We start from the raw sequence: 25,469 nt of genomic DNA, 5'->3' as shown, positions 1-25,469 counted from the left end.
AGTGACCCGAACGGGTAACACACCGCTGATCCTGTTTCGGGACGACAAGGCGGGCCGCGACGTGCTTTTCGCGGCCCCTTCGACCATCATCCGCGCCGACGAGCCGGATGAATTCGATGCGGCATGGGAGGCGATGCAGCGCGCCCATGCGGACGGAAAATGGCTGGCGGGCTATCTTTCCTACGAGGCCGGCTATCTGCTTGAATCGAAGCTGAAGCCCCTCCTGCCAGACGGGCGCAAGGCGCCTCTGCTGTGCTTCGGCGTCTTCGACGGCCCATCGGACGACGATTTGCATCATCGCGGCAATGATAATGCGACTTATCTGCGCGATCCCGTCGCCGAATGGACGCCAGCCGAATATGAAGCGCGGTTTCAGCGGCTGCATCAGCACTTGCGCGAGGGCGATTGCTATCAGGGCAATCTGACCTTTCCGGTTCATGCGGAATGGGGCGGTGATCCGCTGGTTCTGTTCAACGCGCTCGCCGCGCGGCAGCCGGTACGCTACGCGACCTATTGCGATCTCGGCGGCCCGACTGTCCTGTCGCGTTCACCGGAGCTTTTCTTCGAGCTGGATGCGGACGGGTGGATCGAGACCCACCCTATGAAAGGCACCATGCCGCGTGGGGCAACGCCCGAGGAAGATGAAGCAAACCGCACCTTCCTGATGAACGATCCGAAGAATCAGGCGGAAAACCGCATGATCGTCGATCTGCTGCGCAACGATATTTCGCTCATCAGCGAAGTCGGCTCGCTGGAGGTGCCGGAGCTTTTCCGGGTTGAAACTTACCCGACGGTACACCAAATGATCAGTCGGGTACGAGCAAGGCTGAAAAGCGATATTCCCCTGCGGTCGCTCTTTGCAGCCCTTTTCCCCTGCGGTTCGATTACCGGCGCACCGAAAATCAGCGCCATGCAAATCCTGCGCAAGCTGGAACCCAACCCACGTGACATTTATTGCGGTTCGCTCGGCTGGATTGAGCCAAGCGGACGAATGCGCTTCAATGTCGCCATCCGCACGATCTCGCTTCTCGACGAAAATCGTGCAATCTTCAATGTCGGGGGCGGCGTGGTTTTCGATTCCACGGCGCAAGCGGAGTATGAGGAATGCCTTCTGAAAGCACGGTTCGCGACGGGGCACAAACCGTCAGTGCGGAACCAGAGTATCAGCTAATTGAAACCATGCGGTGGGAGCCCCTGTCCGGGGTTTTGCGTCTGCAATTGCATCTGGCGCGACTGGAACATTCGGCGCGTGCGCTTGGTTTCTCCTGCAATATGGACGCCATCCGCCAGCAGATCGAAAACGCAGGCTCCGGCGATCGCGCCCTGAAATTGCGCCTCACGCTGGCGCCGGACGGCGTTGCCAATGTTGCGGTCTATAAATATGAGCCGCTGCCACAGCAAACGACATGGCGCATAGCGATTGCACGCACCCGGCTCAAACACGACGATCCCCTGCTTCGACACAAAACCACCTGCCGTCAGGCCTATATCGCCGCGCGTGAGGAATATTCTTCCGCGGAAGTGGACGAGGTTATCCTGCTCAATGACCGCGACGAGGTCTGCGAAGGCACCATCACGTCGATTTTCCTCGATATTGGCGGCGCGACCTGTGTGACGCCTGCCCTATCCTGCGGGCTGCTGGATGGCGTTCTGCGTCGCGAGCTTTTGAACAACAGTGTGGTCGCGGAGGGGATAGTGTCCGTCGATGACCTCAAAAACGCGCGCAATATTCTGGTCGGCAATTCGCTGCGCGGCATGATCCGCGCGAAGCTGATTGAGCTGTAGATTCAAAGCCCAATTCCTAAAATGCGTTAAACACGTCTGCATGTCATAGGGGTGTGACGTTTCTTTCTTTGTATGAAGTTGTGCTATCGTTGCGGTTTCAAAGCTGCCGTCGAACGGTAACAAAGCAAAACGCCGCAATTTCTGCGGCTCACACAGAGGAAGAAAATGGCGAAAGCGAAATGGCAAGTCTATAGCGAGATCACCGGCCCCGTAATCATGATCGGCTTTGGGTCGATCGGGCGCGGTACCCTGCCGCTGATAGAACGCCATTTCAAATTCGACAAATCGCGGATGGTCGTGATCGACCCGCGCGAGAAAAACCGCAAGATCCTCGACGACAAGGGCATTCGTTTCGTCAAGCAGGCGATTACCAAGGACAATTACGCAGAAGTGCTGGACCCGTTCCTTAAAGGTGCGGAAGGGCAGGCCTTTGTCGTCAATCTGTCAGTCGATACCGGATCAGTCGATCTGATGCGCTATAGCCGCCAGAACGGCGCGCTTTATATCGATACTGTTGTGGAACCTTGGCTTGGCTTTTATTTCGACGCCAAGGTGGATAATGCCGCCCGCACCAATTATGCGCTGCGCGAAACCCTTTTGGCTGAAAAGCGCAAGAATCCCGGCGGCCCCACAGCAGTTTCGTGCTGCGGTGCCAATCCGGGCATGGTGTCGTGGTTCGTCAAGAAAGCGCTTGTCGATCTGGCGACGGAACTCAAGCTCGATTTCACCGAACCGGCGACCGATGACCGCCAGGGCTGGGCCAAGCTGATGAAAAAGGCTGGCGTGAAGGGCGTGCACATCGCCGAACGTGACACGCAGCGCGCCAAGGAACCAAAACCCTTCAACACGTTCTGGAATACCTGGTCCGTCGAAGGTTTCATCTCGGAAGGCCTGCAGCCTGCCGAACTCGGCTGGGGCAGCCACGAAAAGTGGAAGCCAAAAAATGCACGCAAGCAGAAGAAAGGCACGAAGGCGGCGATTTTCCTCGAACAGCCCGGCGCCAATACGCGCATCCGCACCTGGTGCCCGACGCTCGGCGCGCAATTCGGCCTGCTCGTCACCCATAACGAAGCAATCTCGATCTCCGATTACTTCACCGTGCGGGACAAGAAGGGCAAGCTCGATTACCGTCCGACCTGCCATTATGCCTATCATCCAAGCAATGACGCCATTCTCTCGCTGGACGAAATGTTCGGTGCGGGCGGCAAGGCCCAGCCCGTCCAGCATGTGCTGGAGGAGGCAGAAATTCTCGACGGTTCGGACGAACTGGGCGTCCTGCTCTACGGTCATGACAAGAACGCCTACTGGTACGGCTCGCAGCTGACCGTCGAGGAAGCGCGCGAGCTTGCGCCCTATCAGAATGCAACCGGCCTGCAAGTTTCTTCCGCCGTTCTGGCTGGCATGGTCTGGGCGCTGGAAAACCCGACAAGCGGCATCGTCGAAACCGACGAAATCGACTACCGCCGCTGCCTTGAAGTCCAGATGCAGTATCTTGGTCCCGTGAAAGGCTATTACACCGACTGGACGCCGCTTGAAGGTCGCGGGCATCTGTTCGAGGAAGACCTCGACACCAAGGACCCATGGCAGTTCCGCAACGTTCTGGTGCGGTGATGAAACAAGCAAGGCCCGGCATCGACCGGGCCTTTGCGCCTCAGCGCATCCGAACGAAACTGATGTGATTTTCCAGACATGTACGGTCAATTAAGGCGCATAGCGGCAGACCGCTTTCCCGATCTCGTGGCCCTGCTCTGCGGCCTGCTGGTCCTGCCGTGGATTCTGGGGGTGCCGGGGCATCCGAGCCTGCTTGTGCAGGCGGGATGGACAATGGGACTTGTCTCAATGGTTGTTTATCTGGCGCTCTACCAGACCGCCAAGTCCCTCGCAGCACGTCGTACCGTCAAGAACAATCGCTCCCGCATCGCCCTTATCAGTCGTGCGCTAAAATGGTCGGCGGGTCTGCTTATCCTGCTGATGCTTATATCTTTCGGGCTGATATTCACGGCATAAAGCCGTCATCTGCGCGGCGATTTTGCATCATTACCAATAAATTAACAGATCCGGCGGCCAATCCTCACATTGGGGACTTGTTTTCGTGTAAATTTCGATTCATCACAAGTCATTATCCCCATTGGAGAGAGAATGGACATGAAAAGCTTCCGCATCGTTGCCCCACTCGCCGTCATGTCGCTTGTGCTGGCGGCTTGCGAAACGACCGGACCGGTCGGCGGCAATGTCCCAACTGTCTCCCGCGCACCAAGCGGCATCGAAGGCAGCTGGGTCGATCCGAACGGCATTGTGTCGTCGTTCAATGGCGGCATTTTCGAAACCCGCACCACCGACACCAACGAACGACTGGCGGAGGGCAATTATCGCTATCAGTCGCCGCAGCTCGTTGAAATCGATATGCGCTCAATCGTGCGCGGCACGTCGTCCAAGGTCAATTGCGCACTGGTTTCGCAAAACCAGCTCAACTGCACCTCTTCGGCAGGCTCGCGCTTCTCGCTGACCCGCCGCGCAACCAGCTAAAGCGAAACATATTATCCATTCCCCTTCAAGCGGCGCGGGCTATGCTCGCGCCGCTTGAATTTTTTGTTGTCTGCAATTGTCAGGATTGTAATTTATTGCTTTTTCTGGCCTTTGCTTACTGCGCGTTTCCCGCGTAAAACCGTTTCAAACTTTTGCTGGAAAATGCTCTATTTTCCAGCGGGATAGGAGTCGGCTCATGAGTAAGATGGACACTGTGCACCAGAATCCAGATCAGCCCGCGCAAGCCAAACTGCCCAAAGTCGGGGTTCTGCTGGTCAATCTGGGAACGCCGGACGGGACGAGTTACGCCCCGATGCGGCGCTATCTTGCAGAATTTCTGTCCGACCGCCGCGTGATCGAATGGTCGCGCCTGTTCTGGTATCCGATTCTCTATGGCATCGTGCTCAACACGCGCCCCAAGCGTTCCGGCAAGCTCTATGACCGTATATGGAACCGCGAGAAGAATGAATCGCCGCTGCGGACCTATACCCGCGCGCAAGGGGAAAAGCTTGGCACCGCGCTCGCGGACATTCCCAATGTCGTCGTGGACTGGGCGATGCGCTATGGCCAGCCATCCATTGAAAGCGTGACTGATCGCCTGTTGCAACAGGGCTGCGAGCGTATCGTCGTGTTCCCGCTCTACCCGCAATATTCGGCCACCACGACCGCGACGGTGAACGACAAGTTTTTCGAAGCGCTGATGAAAAAGCGTTTCATGCCTGCAAGCCGCACTATTCCGTCTTACGAGACGGAACCGGTCTATATTGAAGCGCTGGCACGCTCCATCGAAAGCCATCTCGCGACTCTTTCCTTCAAGCCGGAAGTAATCCTCGCTTCCTATCACGGCATCCCGAAAAGCTATTCCGACAAGGGCGACCCCTATCGCGAGCAGTGCCTGGAAACCTCGCGCCTTCTGCGCATCCGTCTCGGTATGGACGAAAACCAGTTCCGCTCCACCTTCCAGTCCCGTTTCGGACCGGAGGAATGGCTCCAGCCCTACACAGACGAAACCGTGGAAAATCTGGCGAAACAGGGCGTCAAATCCGTGGCGGTTCTCAATCCGGGATTTGTCGTCGACTGTCTGGAAACGGTTGACGAGATCGGCAACGAAGCTGCCCACCTTTTCCATGAAAACGGCGGCGAAAATTTCAGTCACATCCCTTGCCTCAACGACAGCGAAGACGGCATGAAGGTCATCGAAACGATGGTGCGACGCGAATTGATGGGATGGATTTAGGGCAATAGGGCAGTAAGTGAGTAAGGCAGTATGTCTGAACTGTGGTAATTTCCAACCTACTGCCCTACTGCCTTATTGCCCTACTGCCATATTACGAGGGTTAGACAATGACAGGTTTCGACATCACGCTGCTCATTCTGGCTGCGCTGGTTTTGGCGACGCTCTTCGCCGGCATCAAGACGGTGCCGCAAGGTTTCAATTATACGGTGGAACGTTTCGGCCGCTATACGCGCACGCTCAATCCGGGCCTCAATCTGATTGTCCCGTTTTTCGACCGCATCGGCGCGCGCCTCAACATGATGGAGCAGGTGCTGGATGTCCCGACACAGGAAGTCATCACCCGCGACAACGCCATTGTCGGCGTTGACGGCGTTGCCTTCTATCAGGTGCTGAACGCCGCGCAGGCTGCTTATCAGGTCGCCAACCTGCAATATGCGATCCTCAATCTCACCATGACCAATATCCGCACGGTCATGGGCTCGATGGATCTCGACGAACTGCTCTCCAACCGCGATGCGATCAATGATCGCCTGCTGCGTGTCGTGGATGATGCCGCCCATCCTTGGGGCATCAAGATGACCCGCGTTGAGATCAAGGATATCAATCCGCCGGAAGATATCGTCACCTCGATGGCCCGCCAGATGAAGGCGGAGCGCGACAAGCGCGCACAGGTTCTGGAAGCCGAGGGCGACCGCAATGCGCAGATTCTGCGCGCCGAGGGCCAGAAGCAGTCGCAAATTCTTGAAGCCGAGGGCAAGCTGGAAGCCGCCAAGCGCGAAGCGGAAGCCCGCGAGCGTCTGGCCGAAGCGGAAGCCAAGGCCACCACGCTGGTCTCGGATGCCGTTGCCAACGGCAATGTGCAGGCGCTCAATTACTTCGTTGCCCAGAAATATACAGAAGCGCTGAGCAACATCGCCAGCGCCAAGAACCAGAAGGTCGTGCTGATGCCATTGGAGGCAAGTTCGCTCATCGGTTCGCTCGGCGGCATAGGCGCCATCGCGCGGGAAGTGTTCGGCGATGGCCCCAAGCCAGTTGATCCGACACCGCCATCGCCGGGCCTGTCGCGTCCGCGCAGCGTTCCCCCGACCAGCCGCAGCTAAAGCAAGGACGGAGCGCCATGATTCTCGAATTTCTGTCCGAACTTGGCATATATAGCTGGCTGGTTCTTGGGCTGGTCCTGCTTATTCTGGAAATTCTGGCGCCCGGCATTTTCTTCATCTGGTTCGGCCTGGCCGCACTGGTGACGGGGGGGATAGCGTTCCTCCTGTCATCGACCACAGGCTTCGGCTGGCAGTTCCAACTGGTTGTCTTTCTTGTGCTGGCGATCGTTTTTGCACTAGCGGGCCGCCGTTTCTTCGGCTCGAAGAGTGACAATCAGGACGAACCTCTGCTCAACCGGCGCGGGGAACAGCTGGTTGGCCAGCGCACGACGCTGACCGAGCCCATTATCAATGGGCGCGGACGCATTCGCATCAACGATACGACATGGCGTGTGAAAGGGCCTGACCTGCCCGCAGGAACCGAAGTTCGCGTCGTGGCCTTCGATGCGGTGACACTGGAGATAGAGGTGGCTGTTTAGGGCAGTAAGGCAGTAGGGGAATAGGGCAGTATGTTACGCCCTAATTTATACCTATTGCCCTACTGCCATATTGCCTTACTGCCCTCTTAAACGGCCCCAATCCGCAGCAGATCGTGGAAGTGCACGAGACCGACCGGGCGATTATTCTCGACCACGATCAATGCGCCGATGTGGTTTTCGTTGATCGTATTGAGGGCGGCCGTCGCCAGCATGTTCTGGTCGACCGTCTTTGGTTTGCGCGTCATGATGTCATCGACCGCCAGTTCCGCCAGATTGCGATGCAGATTGCGCGAAATATCGCCATCCGTCACGATACCGGCCAGTTCGCCACTCTCATCGACCACGACTACGCAACCGAAACTCTTTTGCGCCAGAACTTTCATCGCAGCTGGCATGGCCGTTCCAGCCTGGACCAGCGGAATGCGGTCGTCGCGATGCATGATATCGCGGATATGGATCAGACTCGCGCCCAGCGAACCACCGGGATGGAAGGTCTTGAAATCGCTGGGCGTAAAACCGCGTGCTTCCAGAAGCGCGATCGCCAGCGCATCGCCGATAGCAAGCTGCAGCATGGTCGATGTCGTAGGCGCCAGACCATGAGGACAGGCTTCCGTTGCCTTGGGCAGCTGGAGCACGACAGTGGCGGCGCGACCGAGCGCTGAATCATCGCGCGAGGTGATTGCAATCAGCGGAATACGGAAGCGCTGCGAATAATTGACGACGCCCTTCAGCTCTGCCGTTTCCCCAGACCAGGAAATCGCCAGAATCACATCATCACGTCCGATCATGCCAAGATCGCCGTGATTGGCTTCCGCCGAATGCACGAAAAAAGCTGCTGTTCCCGTCGAGGCAAAAGTGGCGGCAAGCTTTGCACCGATATGGCCGCTCTTGCCGACGCCGGTGACGACGAGACGCCCCTTGGCAGCAATGATCTGCTTCACGGCGTCTGTGAAGGGGCCGGATAAGCCATTGCCAAGCACTTCTTCGAGCGCGGCGAGGCCTTCGTTTTCGGTTCGGACGGTCCGGAGCGCCGAAGCGATGGCCGCTTCCGCACCCGTCGAAATCTGGGTCTGATCGAGCTTTTCCATGGCCGAAATCGTTAGCTCCTTCCCCGTCCCTTGTCCAAGCTTTTATTGCCGATAAATAATTGTTTGCGCTGCGCAACACCGACGATGGCAACCAAGAATTAACCATGTGCCTTTACCGTTCATCCACCACGTTGCAACGGTTTGAAATCACATATGCCATTTGCCATGCCTCTATCCGGCGGTTCGACGCCCATTGCCCGCAGGCTGAGAAGCCTGTTTCTGGCGAGTGTCACGATGGCAATGGTCCCTTCCCTCTCGCATGCCCAGGATGCCTATCTGCGCGGCAGCGTTCCAGAAGACGTGCTTTCCGCCTCTTCGCCGGATACGCTCGCCACGCGGGGGTTGGCAGCGCCCGGCCGTTCTGATCGCACCGCGGGAAGCGATGACGGTTCTGACGCATTCTATGCGCCAATACAGGACAATGCGGTTGCGCCCGATGCCCAGCCCCAGTCAGCTCCGGCGGTTGCGCTCGAGGAGCAACCGCTCGACGCCATGCGGGTTGGCGCGATCAGAGACGAAGCGGACAGCGATAGCGGACGCGTACAGCGCGAAAACATGCGCCAGTCACCCGAACAGGGGCGTGGTCCGGCACAGGAAGCAGACCCCTTTGCGCCCGTTGGGATGCGCGCCGGATCTTTCGTTCTGCGCCCTTCGCTGGAACAGGGCATTCGCGCGACATCGAACGGCGACAATAGCGCGTCCGGCTCCAGTGCCGTGCTATCGGAAACCACGCTGCGCCTCAATGCGCAATCTGAGTGGGCGCGGCATCAGGCGACGCTCGATGCATCGGGCACGCTGAGCAAATCCATTTCCGGTCAGGATGTGAACGAACCGCAGATCGACATTCAGGGCAATCTGCGCCTCGATCTCACGGATCAGACAAAGATCAATACCGGCGCGGGTTACCGGCTGCGGCGTGAAAGCGCCTCCAATCCAAATGGCGTCGTCGACGCGTTGAAGCGTCCGCTCGTGCACACCTTCAATGGCAGCCTCGGCGTCGAGCACGATACGGGGCTTGTGTTCGGGCGCGCCACCGGTCGCGTCGAACATGATATGTATGGCGATGCTGAACTGCCCTCCGGCGGCAATGTCAGCCAGAAGGACCGTGACAACACCTACGCCAGCATCACGCTGCGCGGCGGTTTTTCCATGTCGCAGGCTCTCAAGCCATTTGCCGAAGTGGAACTCGGCAAGCGCATTTTCGACGAACGAGTGGATAGCAACGGCTATGAGCGCAGCGGCTCGCAATTCGCGCTGCGGGGCGGCCTTATGGTCGATATGGGCGAAAAGCTGAACGGCGAGTTCGCCGCAGGCTATATGCGCGCCACCAGCGACGACGACCGGCTTGGCGCGGTCAGCGGACCGTCAATCAATGCCGCGCTCAACTGGTCGCCGTTGCGCGGCACCGATGTGCGGCTCTATTCACAGACCACCGTGGATATGTCCACCACGCCGGGCGTTGCGGGATCGCTGCTGCAATTTGCGAGCCTCGACGTCACGCATCGCATCCGGTCAGATCTCAGCCTCAATGGCAGGCTCGACGCGCTCATCCGTGCGAATAAGGACGGCACGGGCACGGATTATACGCTGGGCGCGCAGATCGGCGCGACTTACTGGATCAACCGCTTTGTAGGACTTGACGCGCGCTTGCGTCACGAATTCCTGACCAGTCAGGTTTCAACCCGCGAGTATAACTCCAACAGCATTTATCTCGGCGTGAAAGTACAGCGCTAAAAATCTGGATGCAAAAAACCGCCTTCATGACTGAAGGCGGTTTTCAATTTTCAGCCAACGCTCTCAGGCAGGCTTGATCGTTTCCAGCAATTCGCTGATCGAAACTTCCACCGACGGGCGGATATCTTTGCGCCACAGCGCAAAGGCGACATTGGCTTCGATAAAGCCGGCCTTGGAACCGCAGTCGAAGGTGCGGCCCTGATAGTCGAAGCCGTAGAATTTCTGCGCATCGGCCAGCTTCAGCATCGCGTCGGTGAGCTGGATTTCGTTGCCAGCGCCCTTTTCCTGCTTGCTGAGAAGCTCGAAGATTTCCGGCTGCAGAATATAGCGACCGTTGATGTAGAGATTGGACGGTGCGGTGCCCTTGGCGGGCTTTTCGACCATCTGGGTAATCTCGAAACCGGAGCCGATTGCATTGCCCTTGCCGACGATACCGTATTTATGCGCCTCTTCCGGGTCGCATTCCTGCACCGCGATGACATTGCCGCCGGTCTTTTCGTAAAGTTCGACCATTTCGGCCAGGCAGCCCTTCTTCGACTGCATCACCATGTCCGGCAGCAGAAGCGCGAACGGCTCGTCGCCGACCAGCTCACGTGCACACCAGACCGCGTGACCAAGGCCAAGCGGAACCTGCTGGCGGGTAAAGCTCGTCGTGCCCGGCTGCGGCTGCAAATCCTGAAGATGATCGAGTTCGGCCTTCTTGCCGCGTTCGGCAAGCGTGGCATACAACTCGACCTGCGCATCAAAATAATCTTCGATGACCGCCTTGTTGCGTCCGGTGACGAAAATCAGATGTTCGATGCCGGCCTCACGCGCCTCATCGACCACATACTGGATGACGGGCTTGTCAACGACCGTCAGCATTTCCTTGGGGATCGACTTGGTGGCTGGAAGGAATCGGGTGCCGAGACCGGCAACGGGGAAAACGGCCTTGCGGATTTTGCGGATCGAACTCATTCGTCTCCTCGATTTTCACTAATGCAATCTTGCTATCAAAGCATTGAAGCAACTGGATTTCAAATAAGGCTATTTCATTAAAGAACGACGAAATTACATGGACCATACCATCACATTAAATGAACCATTCTTAATGTTGCTTGATTCAAAAATTTCTCCAATTTTTTGGCAAATTTTGCCTCAACGCGCCCATGGTAAACCAAATGCTAACCGACAGACTATAATCTGAACGTTCAACTGGTCGATGCCCAATTTTACACTGCCAAATTGCAACAGTGGATGGTATTAGTAAGCGCATGCAATCTGAACCGAGCGGGATCGACATTCTTAAGAAACGCGCCGGAAGGAAAGACGTTCCGGCATGAAGATTGCAGAAGGGAAACACAGAATGCTGCGATTTCCATTCACACTGGGACAGACGCTGAAGCTCAAGGCAACCGCGACGGTTGCCATTGCGGTACTGGCGTCCGCCCTTTCGACCGGTTCGGCCTTTGCCGACGCCAAGTTTCGCCAGTGGGTGGCGAGTTTCCGTCCGGTTGCCATCAATGCCGGCGTTTCGCCGTCAACCTTCGACCGCGCATTTCGCGGTGTCGACGCGCCTGATCCTGTCGTGCTGGAGAAGGCCCGTTATCAGCCGGAATTCACCGAGCCTGTCTGGAATTACATCGACAATCGCGTGAACGAGGATTCCACTGGCGTCGGCCAGAGCATGGCACGCAAATGGGGCCCGTGGCTGCAACGCATCGAACAGCGCTTTTCGGTTGATCGGAATATTCTGCTGGCGATCTGGTCGATGGAAAGCAATTACGGCGAGATTCTCAAGCGCGACGACGTGATGCGGGATGCGGTTCGTTCTCTCGCAACGCTGGCTTATGCCGATCCAAAGCGCGCCAAATACGGCCGCACTCAGTTGATCGCCGCGATGAAAATCCTCCAGACCGGCGATATTGATCGCGGGCATCTTTCCGGTTCGTGGGCAGGCGCCCTTGGCCACACGCAGTTCATCCCGACCAGCTATCAGGCCTACGCGGTCGATATGGATGGCAACGGCAAGCGCGACATCTGGAATTCGATTCCCGATGCGCTTGGCACCGCTGCCAACCTCCTCCATCGCAATGGTTGGCAGCCGGGCCGGACATGGGGTTATGAAGTGGTGCTTCCGGCAGGCGGGAAATTCCCGTCCGGCTCGTTGAGTGTCGCCGAATGGCAAAAGCGCGGCGTTGTACGCGCCAATGGACGGGCATTCCCCGATCCAAGCGAAATGGTCACGCTGAAGGTGCCGGATGGGCGTCAGGGACCGGCATTCCTGATGACCAAGAACTTCTTCGTCATCAAGCGCTATAACAATGCCGACAAATATGCGCTGGCTGTAGGTCTCCTCGCCGACCGCATCAGCGGTTATCAGGGGCTGCGTCAGGACTGGAACCGTCCCTTTACGCCGATTACCATGAACGAACGTCAGGAATTGCAAACGCATCTCAAGGCGCTTGGCTATTATGACGGCAATATCGACGGCAAGATCGGCTCTACCTCCCGCAAAGCCATCGAAGCGTTCCAGCAGCGCAACGGTTTGCAGCCGGATGGACATCCCAGCAAGGAAGTACTGTCTGTCCTGCGCCATCGTTAAGACAACAGGCCGATTTATCGGAGCGCGTTTCCCATGAAGCGCGCTCCATTTTCTTTTTGCGGCGGGCCGGGTTACTGTGGCTTTGCAACGAAAGCGGAATTGATGCGCAAACCTCGGATTGCAGGCGACCTTTTGAAAGCAGTTGCTGTCATGCTGGCAGCGCTGGCGCTGCTGCTGTCCGGTTTGGTCACTGCGTCAGCGCAGGAACGGCCACGCACGCTTTTCGACCTGCTGTTCGGTTCGCGGCAGCCCCAGCGCCAATATGAACAACCTCAGCCCCGGCAAAGCCGACCAAAACCCAAGCGCGCGCCCAAGACGACCTCCCCCGTGGCCCGAAAACCAGCTCCGGAAGTAGCAGCGCCTGCAGTGCCTCTCGTCGAGAAAAGCCCGGACGCAAAAAAGGTTTTGGTCGTGGGTGATTTCATTGGCAGCGGGCTGGCCGAAGGCCTTGAGGTTGCCTTCGCGTCCGACCCGAATCTGACGGTTGCGAGCCGTATCAACGGGTCGTCGGGTTTCGTGCGCGAGGACCATTTCAACTGGCCCGAAAATATCGCCAAGATACTGGACGAGGAGAAACCCGCTGCAGTTGTCGTGATGATTGGTTCCAACGACCGGCAGGCGATCACGACCAACGGCGCCAGCCTCGCCGCGCGTTCGCCGGAATGGACTGCGGAATATCAAAAACGCGTAGACCGGTTTGTTAAAGCGATCAATGAGCGCCACTATCCGCTGGTTTGGGTCGGGCAGCCCCCCTTCCGTCCGAAAGGCATGTCACAGGATATGCTGGCGCTGAATGAAATCTACCGCAACACCACAGAAAAGGCAGGCGGGAAGTTTGCCGATGTCTGGGACGGTTTCATCGATGAGGAGGGCAACTTCACCCAGACCGGCTTTGACATTAACGGCCAGACGGCGCGCCTGCGCGGCAATGACGGCATCAACATCACTTCAGCGGGCAAGCGCAAGCTGGCCTTCTATGCGGAAAAGCCGCTGCGCGCCTATCTTGGTGGCGGCAAGGAGGAGGGCCAACCCCTCCCGGCTGCCGGAGCACAAGACCCATCCAAGCCGGTTGACCGGATCGCGCCCGTCAGCCTGCGCGACATCAACAAGGACGAGAGCGGCGTTTTGCTCGGCGGCAATCTTGGGGTGCGTCCGCAAAATCCGCGTCCGGTGCCAGCCGAGAAGAGACCCGCACCCGGTCGCGTCGACGATTTCTCATGGCCGCGCCCAAGCGCAAATCCCTAACTGATAGGCAACTGCTGGATATATCATTCTATATTAGCGCTACGATTAGCGGTTTTCTCGTCGGTTATTAGTCTAATTATTATATTCCGCGCTGTTCCCATCACCGTTCTCATCGTTTATCAAAAAACACTGTTCGCCTGATCCGGCGGCCAATCGCGGATGCGATTAACCGGCATCCGCCTGATAAAAAGAGGCGTTTGAATGAACATTGCATCCAAACCTTCTGTCGATTCCGATCGGGAGGAGGAAACTCACCTTGCGCGCAATCTTTCCAACAGACATCTGCAACTGATCGCCATTGGCGGCGCGATTGGCACCGGCCTTTTCATGGGTTCGGGCAAGACGATTTCGCTCGCTGGCCCTTCCATCCTGCTCGTCTATGCTGTAATCGGCTTCATGCTGTTCTTCGTGATGCGCGCGCTTGGCGAAATTCTGCTCTCCAACCTCGAATATCGTTCCTTCGCGGATTTCGCGGGCGACTATCTCGGCCCATGGGCGCAGTTCTTCACCGGCTGGACCTACTGGCTCTGCTGGATCGTGACGGGCGTGGCGGACGTGGTGGCCGTATCGGGTTACGTCTCGTTCTGGTTTCCGGAACTCGCGCTCTGGATACCCGCACTCGGGCTGATCTTCACGCTTCTGGCGCTCAATTTGCCAACCGTGCGCAATTTTGGTGAAATCGAATTCTGGTTCGCACTGATCAAAATCGTCGCCATCGTCGGGCTGATCGTTGCGGGCGTTTATATGCTTGCAACCGGCTTTACCCTGCCGAATGGCAGCCAGGCATCGGTTGCGCATTTGTGGAACCACGGCGGGTTCTTCCCCAACGGTTTCCTCGGTTTTGTCGCCGGTTTCCAGATCGCGGTCTTCGCCTTTGTCGGCATCGAACTGGTCGGCACCGCCGCCGCCGAAACCAAGGACCCGGTGCGCAATCTGCCGAAGGCAATCAACTCGATCCCGATCCGCGTGGTGCTGTTCTATCTCGGCGCGCTGTTTGTGATCATCACCGTGATCCCGTGGGATCAGGTCGATCCAAGCTCCAGCCCGTTCGTTGCCATGTTCTCGCTGGCCGGTCTCGGAATTGCCGCGCATGTGGTCAATTTCGTCGTGCTCACCTCGGCAACGTCGAGTGCGAATTCCGGCATCTACTCCACCTCGCGCATGATCTATGGCCTTGCCACTTCGAAGCTGGCGCCAAAGGCGCTCGGCAAGTTGAACAACCGCAAGGTGCCGGTCAACGCGCTGTTCTTCTCGTGCATCTTCCTGCTGGCAGGCGTGGTTCTGCTTTATGCGGGCCAGAGCATCATCGAAGCCTTCACGATTGTCACGACGATCTCGGCCCTGCTCTTCATCTTCATCTGGTCGATCATTCTGGCGTCTTATCTGCAATATCGCCGCAAGCGCCCTGATCTGCATGAAAAGTCCACGTTCAAAATGCCGGGCGGACGTGCCGCTGTTGTCATGGTCTTCGCCTTCTTCGCCTTCATTCTGTGGGCGCTGGCGCAGGAACCAGACACCGCGGCAGCGCTGAAGGTCACGCCATTCTGGTTCGTGTTCCTCGCCCTCGCCTATCTGGTGATGAAAGGGGGACGGCGCAGCCAAAGCTAGACCGGCGATCAATGCGCATATCGAGGCCGGAGCATTCCGGCCTCGATATCTGTCGATCAAAATCGATAGGTCACGCCCAGAACGGGCCCGTTGAGGCGTGAATCGAACACATAGCCGTCGCGGTCGTAATCAACATGCAGCGCCTTATAACCTGCCGAAACCGACAGGTGATCGGTGAGCACATAATTGACCGTACCAAGGACCGACCAGGTCAATTCAGACCCTGCACCAAAGCCGCCAATATCTGCCTGCGCCTGCAAGGAAAGCTTGTCCGTCAGGCGCAGGAGCGCCCGCGTACCTACAACCGGATCGACCCAGTTGAAGCTTTCGCCATAACTCCGAGTCAGGCCGAGCGCACTCACCGTCACATCGTTGGAAATGTGCCAGAAGCGAATGCCGCCCAGCGCATCGAGCGTGAATTTCGGTGTGTCGACAACGCGATAACCGGCCTGCAACGTGGCCATGAACTGCTTGCTGTCCACATCGCCCTTGACGACCGTGCCCGATGGAATAGCAATCGGCAGCGGCGGCAGGTTGCCATAAGCATGGCTTTCCGTGGTGTCGACATACATCATGTCGCCCGAGACGACGAAACGGTCGTAGCGGCCCCAGACATTGACGAAGCCGCTGAAATTGAGATCGCTCAACACATCGGAAAAGGACTTTTCGATGCCGATGGTCGGTGCGCGCTGGAAAGGCGAAATATCGCCCTTGAGACCCGCAGCCCAGACATAGGGCGTGATTTGCAAGGCCCAGCGCTGGCTTTCCACGACGGATGGCACCTCCGGCGGAACCGTAACCGCATCGGCAGCACTGGCGGCCTCTGCGCAAAGGGACAGGACAATGGCAACAGCATAGTGACCGAGTCTCTTCAAAATGCGCCCCCTCAGGCCGAAAGCGTGTTTTTGTGAATGCGCCCATCCTTCATGATGAGCTTTATGGTGCGGTCCGGATCGGCAATCAATGAGATATCATCGAGCGGATTGCCATCCAGCACCAGTATATCCGCATAGGCCCCCGCTTCAATGCGGCCAAGCTTAGCCGGATAAGGATTGCGTGGCCCTGAAAGCGCGACCAGATCAGCATTGCCGCTGGTCAACATGCGCAGCACTTCCGCGTTGTCATACCAGCGCGCGAATTTCGCGAGCTGCTTGCCCTGCGTCGCCGTGCCCTTGGGGTTGAACAGAATATCGGTCCCGAGCGCCATCTTGACCTTGTACTTCCGGCCAAGCTCGACGGCCCGCACAGTACCGTCGGAAATCTGCTGCTGTTGCTGGCGCTGCACCGGGTCGGATTTCGGATTGGCGTCTTCGTCGGCGAGAAACGGCTGGATGCTCCACCACGCATCGGCATCGGCCATGCGCTTGACGGTTTCCTCATCGGCAAGCTGGCCATGCTCGATGGATTTCACACCGCAATTGAGCGCCCGCTGAATGCCGGCGGATGTGTAGGTATGGATGCAGACATAGGTGCCCCAGTCGGAGGCCGCTGCAACAGCCGCCTTCGTCTCGGCTTCGGTAAACTGGATGCCGTCGATCGGGTCGTAAGACGAAGAAACACCGCCGCCGCCCATGATCTTGATCTGGCTTGCCCCGAGCATCAACTGCTCGCGCACGCGGCGCAGCACTTCCGCTTCACCGTCGGCAATGGCCGATATGCCTGCCCGTTCCGCCACGCTCAGATCGCTTTGTGCGCTTCGCGGCAGATCGGTGCGCATGCGAAAATCACCATGACCGGAAGTTTGTGAGATCATCGCGCCTGAGGGGTAAATGCGCGGGCCAATAACGCCGCCCTCATCGATGACGCGCTTGAGCGCGAAAGACGGCCCGCCGACATCGCGCACCGTGGTAAAGCCGCGTAGCACCGTGCGTTCCGCTTCCTGCGCGGCGACCAGATGCACATAGGGAATATCAGCCGTCATGGCCGCCAGCTGCGAAATTCCAGCAAGAATGGAGTGCCAGTGCGCTTCGATCATGCCCGGCATAAGCGTGCGGCCGCCGCAATCGATCACGTCCGCGTCTGCGACCGTTTCCTGCGCGCCGACCAGCGCCTTGATGAAATTGCCTTCCACCAGAACATTCTGGCCTTCAATGAGCTTTGCGCCCGTGCCGTCGAAAATCTTTACATTGGTCAGGAGGACCGGCTTTGTCGGGGCTTTGGTCTGCGCCATCGCCGTGCCGGTTAGGCCCAAGGCCGAGACGGTGAGCGTGGCTGCTGCAGCCTTGAGCAAATTGCGGCGCGACAGCTTCTTTTCCATCCGCGCCATCAGTTGCAAGGCCTGAGGGCTGTGACAAGCGCAGTTCCATCCATGAATGAGGTGCCCGTATTTTTGGCCAATTCGTATCGACAAGACACACCCCTTCTTTTCATTTGCGAACTATAGCGCGCAGAAAGCTTCAGGAAGCCGAAGCGATAAGTTTCATGTTAGAGGATTCTTCAATAAAAACATCCCGAATTTGCCGGTTTCATACATTCTATGTATATATTTTCCATCCTGTGCTTCGCGAATAAAATGTCGAACGAACCTCCCTGCCTTACCGCCGATTTGATGTTTAGTTTTGGAGTAAAAATTGCGCCGTGAACAAACTGTCCTTCAAGTCTCGATAGGTGTTACTCTCCTTGTCGCCGGTTTCGGCGTCGTATTCGGTCTTTTGTCCGGTTCATTCTCTATTGTATTCGACGGTGTCTATATGCTGGCCGATGCGGCCATGAGCGGGCTGGCGCTCATCGTATCGCGGCTGATCGCGCTTTCCGCCTTGCCGGAGCGGACCAACCGCAAACTGCGTGAACGTTTCACCATGGGTTTCTGGCATCTGGAGCCGATGGTACTGGGCCTCAACGGCATCATGCTGACCGGCGTTGCAATCTATGCGCTCATCAATGCGATCGCCATCATCATGCAGGGCGGGCGCCATCTCGAATTCACCTATGCCATTTTCTATGCCGTGGTGGCATTGATTGCCTGCCTCGGCATGGCCTGGTTCGAAATGCGCGCCAATCGCAAACTCAAATCGGATTTCGTGGCGCTGGACGCCAAGGCCTGGATCATGTCGGGCGGCATTACCGCCGCGCTGTTGGTCGCCTTTCTGATCGGCTATCTTCTGGAGGGCACAGCGCTTGGATGGATTGCGCCCTATATCGACCCGACAGTGCTGGCTGTGGTGTGTCTCGTCATTATCCCGATGCCCATCGGCACGATCAAACAGGCGCTGGCCGATATTTTTCTGGTCACGCCCGCCGATCTCAAACAGCATGTCGACAGCGTGGCGCAGGACTTTGTGAAGCGCCATGGCTTCGTGTCCTATCGCGCTTATGTTGCGAAAGTCGGTCGCGGCAAGCAGATCGAACTTTACTTCATCGTCCCGCCCAACCTGCCGCCCCGGCGTCTGGAAGAATGGGACGCCTTGCGCGATGAAATCGGTAATGCGCTGGGCGAGGAAAGCCCGGACCGCTGGCTCACCATCGCTTTCACCACCGATGTGGAATGGGCGGTGTAACAACTGCCTTATCCAGACAGCTTCTTCGCCTGAATTTTCTGCGATGACGCTTCAACCGTCACATCGTAGTGGTCGCCCTGCACCACATCGAGAATGCGGTTTGGGCGAAAAGCGGCGATGTTGATGCCGCCCTCATGACGCAGGCTGTCGAACAGGATGCCGGTTTCTCCGGCAGCGCGCATGTCCTCACCGAATTGCTGCGATGCGCCATAATGGTCGGATGCGTAGACTTCCGGCCTCGCCGCCTGTTCGCCGCATATATCAACGAAATCGCCTTCAAGCCGCGCGCTATAGACGCGGAATGTTCGGGAAAGTGTTGCCTGCCCCGTGGCGACCGCCTCGCGGCGCATATGATGCGCGATTTCCACCACGGAAGTGGTGAGGCTGGCGGCGGCATACCACGCGCCAAGCTCTGGCCCGTTGAACCGCATGCCGCCGGGCGCGACATGCAGGAATGTCGCCATGACCACGCTGGAATTCGGCCTGCCGAACACCCATTCCTCATGCGGCAGCCTTTGCAGGCGCTCGACCAGAAGCCGGTCATTGGTCCAGCCCGCCAGTTCCATCACCGCTTCCAGATCGGCAGCGGTCGCCACCGTGTCGAAAAGTCCGACCGGCGGAAAACGCGACGGAATAAGCCGGTAGCTTGGTTGCGGCGCGGGATTGCGCCTCACGAAAACACCACGTCGGAATCGCGATAAGGCGTGAACGCGCTGTCGATTTCGTTTGGTTCCATGAAGTGGCCGCCACGCGCCGCATCGAGAAACCGCCGCACGGTCAGCAATCCGTCCTGTGTGCCACCTGTCACCAGCCTCAGCGGCGCATGACCGCCAAACACCGTTGCGCGATTGGGCGTCTTCAGCCAGCGCACGCCCGCCATCTCATCCGCATAGAGAACGCCCAGCGCCTGATGGATGCCCAGCACGGCGGACAGGCGCGTTAGCACATCGACATCCAGCGTGATATCGCGATGCTCGCGCACGGCCTTGACCCAGTTATAATAGGTCGAGCGCGACGGAAGACCCAGCACCAGCAGGCGCTGCTGCTCGTCCAGCCCCCAGAGATCGGCAATGGCCAGAAAGGTGCGCAGACCGGGCGCGCTCAACCGCTTGCGCGACAATGGGCTGAAACGGCGCGGATCGAGAACATCCGGTCCTTTTTCAATCCCTGTCTTTATTGCCACATTGCCACGAGCCATGATTGTCTCCATTCATCCAGAATGGAATATAGTCCAAATTTGGACTTTTACAACCCTGCGTTATAGACAGCGATTATTCAGCCGCGATGAGCGGGGCATTGGCAGTACCCGGAAGATCGAAATGGACCGGACGCAGCGAGACATAGCCATTGCGGATATCCAGCACATGGGAATAGACCTGCGCGCCGTTTTCGAGCAGCGGCAGCTTTTCCTCATGCATGATACTGATGACGATGGCATCGGGGCAGCGGGTCTTCAGGGCTGTATGGAAGCGTGCCTTTGCAGCTGGATCGAGAGCGCCTGTGGCTTCGTCGAGGAAGATGATCGAAGGCTTGTGCAGGAGAATGCGCGCCAGCACGATCTTCTGCTTCTGCCCGCCGGACAGAACCATATCCCAGGGCGCGCCACCGGCATCGCTGTCGTTCATCCGTTCGATGAATTCGCCGAGACCCGCTTCATGCAGGACGGCTGCCACGGCAAGATCGCCAAAACTTTCGGCATCGCCCGGCAGGCTGACAAGCTGCTTCAGCGATACGGACGGAAACTTCGCATCCTGCGTCGCATAGAGCGAGGTCGCATTCAGCGGATAGATGATATCGCCGGTGCCATAGGGCCAGAGCCCGTTCAGCGCCTTGACGAAAGAGGTTTTGCCCGAGCCCGATTCACCGCGCATAAAGACCCAGTCGCCAGCACGGATATTGATCACGCCGGAGCGCAGGAACGGCGCCTCGCTGTCCGGCCCCTGCATCAGTGTGAGGTTGCGGACAGACAGGCCGAAGCGCGGATGCTGACGGGCGAAAGCAAAGCGATTGACGCCCGAGCGCGCATAGAATTCCGTCGGGTCCTGCACATTTTCCATAGCCTGAGCCAGCCCGGTCACGCGGTTTGCATTGGCGCGCAGATTGGCGATTGCAGGCATAACCTGAATGAACCACGAGCAATCATTGATCATGGCGGCAACCAGTTCCGCACCCGTGACATAATTACGGAAGCTCACCGATCCGCTCATATAGGGCAGGAGACCCGGAATATAGGCGACGATGCGGTTGGACAGGAAGCCATAGGCCTGCGAGAAAGCCAGATAGGCCGCGTCAAAACGATTGAGCTTGTTCCACGTGCCGTCGACATCCTTGTAGAGACGTTCATTCACCGAACGCTGGACGGCCTCGCCATTGGAGGCGGAAATCTGGAAACTGCGACGCAGAAGGGTCGTCCACTCGCCACGATAGGAACCTTCCGCCTGCTGAATGCCGAGGTTGAGGCGCTCCAGACGGCGACCGATCTTAATGGCGACGAATGTGCCAAGCGGCACGTAAATCAGGATGGCGGCGAAGGCGAGAACCGCGCTGCCATAGGAGCCGAGGACTTCCAGCCCTTCCACATCCGTCGACATTTCAATGAGCTTCTGGCCGATGAAGAAGGCCGACAGAACGACGCCGACAATGCCCATTACGAGGCCGATGGCCCCGCCTGTCATGCCCTTGATGGATTCCTGCAGGCGCTGATCGACATTGTCGATCTGGTCCTTGCCTCGGCCCTGTTGCAAATGGAAATGCGTGTGCCTGCTATTGAGAAGCGCTGCGGAGAACTGGTCGTTCAGCCACTTGCGCCACTTGCGATGCAAAGTGGTGGAGAGGAAATGGCGCGAGCCGACCAGCATCCCATCCTTGGCCAGCATCAGCAGGATCAGGACACCGGCATTGGTGGAAATCGCAATCAGCGGGTTTTGAACCGGTGCCGTGTTCACATTGACGATGGAGTTCATCAGATGGCCGGAGGCTTCCGCCACCCAGACCGTCGTCTTGCTGACGAAAGCCGTCAGAAGAAAAATCGCGGCGGTGAGCGCCCAGGCTTCTTTCCAGCGGTCGGACACCCAATAGGCGCGCATCAAGCCCCAGAACGAGGTCATGCTGGCCACGGCAGACTTGTCCCCTTGGTGCAGGCTTGCCTGCCGGGACTGTCGTTCTATCTGCCGTACTCCTTTCAATCCGCACCTCGCTTCCAGTTCACCGATTGTAACTCTGTGTAACACATTGCAACAAACTGTGGTTAACGCAATGTTAACAGTCAATACAAAACGAGAGCACGTATTCTTGAAAAGCCGGGCACGCCATCTCAAGAACCTGAAATCGTTCAGCTATTGGATGTGCTAAATTTTATGGGAAAGCGCCGTTTTATGCGGAAAACGGACGCTTAGAAGCAAATATGCAACATGATTCGGCGTGACCGCCGCGTCACAGGGCGAGAAATGCCTGCAAGCGCGGCACTGCGAAATCCAGAAAAACCTTCACGCGCTGGGGCAGCCGCGCGCCGCCGAGGAACACGGCATTCACCTCTTCCTCATCGCTTTCGATGACATCCGCCAGTACCTCGACCAGCCGTCCGGCAGCTATATCGTCGCGCGCATGGTAATGTGCGATGCGGGCCAGTCCCACCCCGGCGACAGCCATGCGGCGCACCGTTTCACCATTATTGGCGAGCAACGATCCATAGACGGCGCGGTCGACAATGCGACCACTTTCCTTGAGCGGCCAGACCGGCGCAACGCGGCGAAAGTTGAAGCCGATGCAATTATGCTCGGCCAGATCGTCAACCGAGCGCGGCGTACCGCAGCGCTCCAGATAGGCGGGGGCCGCCACGATCTTGCGCCGCGCCAGACCGATCTTGCGCATCATCATGCTGGAATTTGCAAGCTTGCCGGTGCGAAACGCCACATCGGTCCGGTCGCGATAGAGGTCGACAATCTCGTCATTGAGCGACAGGTCCACCACAATATTCGGATAGGCGCCGAGAAATTCCGGCAGCACCGGCTCCAGCCCCAGTGTGCCCAGCGCAACAGACGTGCTGATACGCACCGTGCCGCCGGTGCTGGCCGAACCTTGCGACAGTTCGCGCTCGATCTCGTCGAAGTCGTGCAGCAGCCCCTGGCTGCGCTCATAATAAATGCGGCCCTCAGCGGTCAGCGAAAGGCGGCGCGACGACCGTTCCAGAAGCCGCACGCCAAGCCGCGTCTCGATGCGGGAAATCAGCTTGCTGATCGTGGACGGGTTCATGCGCAAAAGGCGCGCAGCCTCGGAAAAGCTGCCCGCCTCCACGACCCGCAGGAACACCTGCATCTCACCGGCGCGATTGTCCATTCATGACCCCATCTGTGAAATCGTTTCATAGATAATGTGGAACGCAAATGCATTTTCAAGTGGGAATGTTGAGCCTATTTCTTGGGGCATCACAGGATTCTGCAAGATGCCTGACTGGAAGCGTCTGCCTCCCAAGCTTCGTGTGCTCCCCGCGCGAAACGCCTCCAGCCAGCCAACAGGAGTTACCATGAAGATCGTCAACGCACATGGCGCGGCCATTCCCGCGCTCGGTTTCGGCGTTTTCCGCATGTCGGACGCCGAAGTGGAAGCTGTCATTCCAGCCGCACTGGAAGCAGGTTTCCGCCATTTCGATACCGCTCAAATCTATCAGAACGAAGCAGCCCTTGGCCAAGCCTTGCAGAAGGCTGGCGCGCGTCGCGACGATCTGTTCCTGACCACCAAGGTCTGGGTCGATAATTATAGCGAAGAGAAGTTCACCTCGTCCGTGACCGAAAGCCTCGACAAGCTGCAAGTCGATCAGGTCGATCTGCTGCTTCTGCACTGGCCAGCCCACAAAGTATCGATTGCTGAACAGGTCGACTTGCTGAATGCGGTTCAGGCTTCAGGCAAGACGCGCTTTATCGGCGTCAGCAACCAGAATATCGCGCAGATGAAAGAATCGATTGAACGCAGCCCTGCGCCAATCGTGACCAACCAGATCGAGGTTCACCCTTATCTCGACCAGAACGCGATTACTGCTGCCGCCAAGGAAGCTGGCGTTGCCATCACCGCCTATTTCGGCATGGCCGATGGCGCGGTTCCGCGCGATCCGGCTTTGCAGGCCATTGGTGCAAAATACGGCAAGACCGCCGCACAGGTTGCGCTGCGCTGGCTCATCGAACGCGGTTTCATCGCGCTTTCGAAGACCGCCAAGCCGGGACGTGTCGCGGAAAACTTCGATCTGTTCGACTTTGAACTCAATTCTGAAGACATGGCAGCGATTGCAAAGCTCGCCCGTCCCGACGGACGTCTGGTCAGCCCTCCCGAGCTGGCGCCTGTCTGGGACAAGTAACACGGAGATTCCGCTATGAGTGCTTCAAACGCTCAAGACAGCGCAACCAAGGCGGCCGGTTTCAACTGGCCGCTTCTTGCGCTCGCAATCGGTGCCTTCGGCATCGGCACAACCGAATTTGCGCCAATGGGCCTGCTGCCCGTCATCGCCGACGGTGTGAATGTATCGATCCCGACCGCAGGCCTGCTGGTCAGCGCCTATGCCATCGGCGTGATGGTGGGCGCGCCAATCATGACTTTGGCCTTTGGGCGTTTCGGCAAGCGCACCGCGCTGATGCTGCTGATGGCGATCTTCACCATCGGCAACATTCTGTCGGCCTTCGCACCGGATTACTGGACGCTGCTGGCCGCACGTCTGGTGACGAGCCTCAACCACGGCGCGTTCTTCGGTCTCGGCTCCATCGTTGCAGCAAGCGTCGTGCCGCCGGAAAAGCGGGCGAGCGCGGTTGCGACCATGTTCATGGGTCTGACCATTGCCAATATTGGCGGCGTCCCGGCAGCAACCTGGATCGGGCAGCAGATCGGCTGGCGCATGTCATTTGCCGGAACTGCGGTTCTCGGCCTCGTCGCCATTGCCGCCCTGTGGCTTTCGCTGCCGCGCGGTGAAGCGGGCAAGATGCCCAATATCCGTCAGGAGCTGGGCGTTCTGATACGTCCAACCGTGTTGAAGTCGCTGGCGACAACCGTGATGGGCGCAGGTGCGATGTTCACGCTCTACACCTATGTTGCCGCCGTTCTGGCTGATCGCACCGGCGCTTCGGAAGGTTTCGTGACGCTGGCGCTCGTCATGATCGGCGTGGGCTTCACCATCGGCAATGCGCTGGGTGGTCGTCTGGCCGACTGGTCGCTCAATGGCGCAACGCGAATCTTCCTCGGTCTCCTCGCCATCGTCAGCTTTGTGCTGCCGCTCGCCCTCAACAGCCATGTCGGCGCGCTCATCAGCCTGCTGGCCTGGGGTGCTGCGGCATTCGCCATCGTGCCGCCGGTTCAGATGCGCGTGATGCAGGCTGCAGCGGAAGCACCGGGACTGGCTTCGTCGATCAATATCGGCGCATTCAACCTCGGCAATGCCGTGGGCGCTGCTCTGGGCGGCGCGGTGCTGAGCGCGGGCTACGGCTATGCGGCCATCCCGGTGGCCGGTGGCCTTCTGGCAGCGGCTGGTCTGCTGTTCACGCTGTCACGCCGCCCGAAGGTGGCACTTGCCCCTTCGGCATGCTGATAAAACTTGCCCCGGCGCACG

At 58.2% G+C, this 25,469-nt stretch carries 23 protein-coding genes; 15 read left to right on the top strand and 8 right to left on the bottom strand.

Going from position 1 to position 25,469, the window contains the following annotated elements; genetic code table 11:
• Position 1: 1 nt before the first annotated feature.
• From JAU75_RS08900 to JAU75_RS08865, 8 genes are all read left to right on the top strand, one after another.
• Positions 2 to 1,171 carry an aminodeoxychorismate synthase component I gene (locus JAU75_RS08900; RefSeq protein WP_199056159.1) on the top strand — a complete coding sequence of 390 codons (1,170 nt, stop codon included), beginning with the start codon at positions 2 to 4 and terminating at the stop codon, positions 1,169 to 1,171.
• Entirely contained in the window at positions 1,105 to 1,785 is a 681-nt protein-coding gene (locus JAU75_RS08895) for an aminotransferase class IV family protein (RefSeq protein WP_199056158.1), read from the top strand. The genes JAU75_RS08900 and JAU75_RS08895 overlap by 67 nt, the downstream gene beginning before the upstream one ends.
• A 165-nt stretch (positions 1,786 to 1,950) precedes the next feature.
• The gene (locus tag JAU75_RS08890; protein ID WP_199056157.1) at positions 1,951 to 3,396 is read left to right on the top strand and encodes a homospermidine synthase; all 1,446 of its coding nucleotides are present in this window, start codon (positions 1,951 to 1,953) and stop codon (positions 3,394 to 3,396) included.
• Between the two features lie 78 nt (positions 3,397 to 3,474).
• Complete coding sequence (locus JAU75_RS08885) at positions 3,475 to 3,792, top strand: hypothetical protein (protein ID WP_199056156.1); 318 nt, start codon at positions 3,475 to 3,477, stop codon at positions 3,790 to 3,792.
• Between the two features lie 138 nt (positions 3,793 to 3,930).
• On the top strand, positions 3,931 to 4,311 hold the full coding sequence (gene omp10, locus JAU75_RS08880) for an outer membrane lipoprotein Omp10 (RefSeq protein ID WP_199056316.1): 381 nt from the start codon (positions 3,931 to 3,933) through the stop codon (positions 4,309 to 4,311).
• Positions 4,312 to 4,507: 196 nt separating this feature from the next.
• The gene (hemH, locus tag JAU75_RS08875) at positions 4,508 to 5,548 is read left to right on the top strand and encodes a ferrochelatase (RefSeq protein WP_247880428.1); all 1,041 of its coding nucleotides are present in this window, start codon (positions 4,508 to 4,510) and stop codon (positions 5,546 to 5,548) included.
• Positions 5,549 to 5,655: 107 nt separating this feature from the next.
• Positions 5,656 to 6,648 carry an SPFH domain-containing protein gene (locus tag JAU75_RS08870; protein WP_199056155.1) on the top strand — a complete coding sequence of 331 codons (993 nt, stop codon included), beginning with the start codon at positions 5,656 to 5,658 and terminating at the stop codon, positions 6,646 to 6,648.
• Positions 6,649 to 6,665: 17 nt separating this feature from the next.
• A complete protein-coding gene (locus tag JAU75_RS08865; RefSeq protein ID WP_199056154.1) occupies positions 6,666 to 7,127 on the top strand; it encodes an NfeD family protein in 462 nt (153 codons plus the stop codon).
• Positions 7,128 to 7,213: 86 nt separating this feature from the next.
• Here the strand turns inward: JAU75_RS08865 and JAU75_RS08860 are convergent, their stop codons facing one another.
• Complete coding sequence (locus tag JAU75_RS08860) at positions 7,214 to 8,215, bottom strand: KpsF/GutQ family sugar-phosphate isomerase (RefSeq protein WP_199056153.1); 1,002 nt, start codon at positions 8,213 to 8,215, stop codon at positions 7,214 to 7,216.
• A 153-nt stretch (positions 8,216 to 8,368) separates the two neighbouring features.
• On the opposite strand from JAU75_RS08860, the gene JAU75_RS08855 reads away from it, so the two are divergent.
• Complete coding sequence (locus JAU75_RS08855; RefSeq protein ID WP_199056152.1) at positions 8,369 to 9,949, top strand: outer membrane beta-barrel protein; 1,581 nt, start codon at positions 8,369 to 8,371, stop codon at positions 9,947 to 9,949.
• A 63-nt stretch (positions 9,950 to 10,012) separates the two neighbouring features.
• Here the strand turns inward: JAU75_RS08855 and galU are convergent, their stop codons facing one another.
• Complete coding sequence (galU, locus tag JAU75_RS08850) at positions 10,013 to 10,906, bottom strand: UTP--glucose-1-phosphate uridylyltransferase GalU (protein ID WP_078339237.1); 894 nt, start codon at positions 10,904 to 10,906, stop codon at positions 10,013 to 10,015.
• 388 nt (positions 10,907 to 11,294) lie between these two features.
• On the opposite strand from galU, the gene JAU75_RS08845 reads away from it, so the two are divergent.
• The 3 genes from JAU75_RS08845 to JAU75_RS08835 all read left to right on the top strand — a co-directional run bounded on the left by JAU75_RS08845 (position 11,295) and on the right by JAU75_RS08835 (position 15,386).
• Positions 11,295 to 12,533, top strand: a complete 1,239-nt coding sequence (locus tag JAU75_RS08845) for a lytic murein transglycosylase (protein ID WP_199056151.1) — start codon at positions 11,295 to 11,297, stop codon at positions 12,531 to 12,533.
• Between the two features lie 102 nt (positions 12,534 to 12,635).
• Positions 12,636 to 13,778 carry a DUF459 domain-containing protein gene (locus JAU75_RS08840; protein WP_199056314.1) on the top strand — a complete coding sequence of 381 codons (1,143 nt, stop codon included), beginning with the start codon at positions 12,636 to 12,638 and terminating at the stop codon, positions 13,776 to 13,778.
• A 201-nt stretch (positions 13,779 to 13,979) separates the two neighbouring features.
• Positions 13,980 to 15,386, top strand: a complete 1,407-nt coding sequence (locus JAU75_RS08835; RefSeq protein WP_199056150.1) for an amino acid permease — start codon at positions 13,980 to 13,982, stop codon at positions 15,384 to 15,386.
• Between the two features lie 56 nt (positions 15,387 to 15,442).
• Here the strand turns inward: JAU75_RS08835 and JAU75_RS08830 are convergent, their stop codons facing one another.
• Both JAU75_RS08830 and JAU75_RS08825 read right to left on the bottom strand, forming a co-directional pair.
• Positions 15,443 to 16,225, bottom strand: coding sequence for a hypothetical protein (locus tag JAU75_RS08830; protein ID WP_199056313.1), 783 nt, complete (start codon positions 16,223 to 16,225; stop codon positions 15,443 to 15,445).
• A gap of 47 nt (positions 16,226 to 16,272) precedes the next feature.
• Entirely contained in the window at positions 16,273 to 17,643 is a 1,371-nt protein-coding gene (locus tag JAU75_RS08825) for an amidohydrolase family protein (RefSeq protein WP_247880427.1), read from the bottom strand.
• 313 nt (positions 17,644 to 17,956) lie between these two features.
• On the opposite strand from JAU75_RS08825, the gene JAU75_RS08820 reads away from it, so the two are divergent.
• On the top strand, positions 17,957 to 18,883 hold the full coding sequence (locus JAU75_RS08820; RefSeq protein ID WP_199056149.1) for a cation transporter: 927 nt from the start codon (positions 17,957 to 17,959) through the stop codon (positions 18,881 to 18,883).
• An 8-nt stretch (positions 18,884 to 18,891) separates the two neighbouring features.
• Here JAU75_RS08820 and JAU75_RS08815 read toward each other — a convergent pair whose 3' ends face one another.
• The 4 genes from JAU75_RS08815 to JAU75_RS08800 form a co-directional block, all read right to left on the bottom strand.
• Positions 18,892 to 19,557, bottom strand: coding sequence for an RES family NAD+ phosphorylase (locus JAU75_RS08815; protein ID WP_199056148.1), 666 nt, complete (start codon positions 19,555 to 19,557; stop codon positions 18,892 to 18,894).
• Positions 19,554 to 20,081 carry an MbcA/ParS/Xre antitoxin family protein gene (locus JAU75_RS08810; protein ID WP_247880426.1) on the bottom strand — a complete coding sequence of 176 codons (528 nt, stop codon included), beginning with the start codon at positions 20,079 to 20,081 and terminating at the stop codon, positions 19,554 to 19,556. Before JAU75_RS08810 ends, JAU75_RS08815 begins: the two co-directional genes overlap by 4 nt.
• 73 nt (positions 20,082 to 20,154) lie before the next feature.
• Positions 20,155 to 21,999: an ABC transporter ATP-binding protein/permease gene (locus JAU75_RS08805; protein WP_199056146.1), complete on the bottom strand. Its 1,845-nt coding sequence runs from the start codon at positions 21,997 to 21,999 to the stop codon at positions 20,155 to 20,157.
• Positions 22,000 to 22,315: 316 nt separating this feature from the next.
• Complete coding sequence (locus JAU75_RS08800; RefSeq protein ID WP_199056145.1) at positions 22,316 to 23,218, bottom strand: LysR family transcriptional regulator; 903 nt, start codon at positions 23,216 to 23,218, stop codon at positions 22,316 to 22,318.
• A 187-nt stretch (positions 23,219 to 23,405) separates the two neighbouring features.
• Between JAU75_RS08800 and JAU75_RS08795 the strand changes: the two genes are divergently transcribed.
• Together JAU75_RS08795 and JAU75_RS08790 are read left to right on the top strand one after the other, a co-directional pair.
• Complete coding sequence (locus tag JAU75_RS08795; RefSeq protein WP_199056144.1) at positions 23,406 to 24,230, top strand: aldo/keto reductase; 825 nt, start codon at positions 23,406 to 23,408, stop codon at positions 24,228 to 24,230.
• Between the two features lie 15 nt (positions 24,231 to 24,245).
• Positions 24,246 to 25,448, top strand: coding sequence for an MFS transporter (locus tag JAU75_RS08790; protein ID WP_199056143.1), 1,203 nt, complete (start codon positions 24,246 to 24,248; stop codon positions 25,446 to 25,448).
• The last annotated feature ends 21 nt before the right edge of the window (positions 25,449 to 25,469 follow it).

This window comes from Ochrobactrum sp. Q0168, assembly GCF_016427605.1.
Lineage (GTDB): Bacteria > Pseudomonadota > Alphaproteobacteria > Rhizobiales > Rhizobiaceae > Brucella.
The sequence above is the reverse complement of the archived record's forward strand: the minus strand, read 5'-3'. Positions and strand labels throughout refer to the sequence as shown.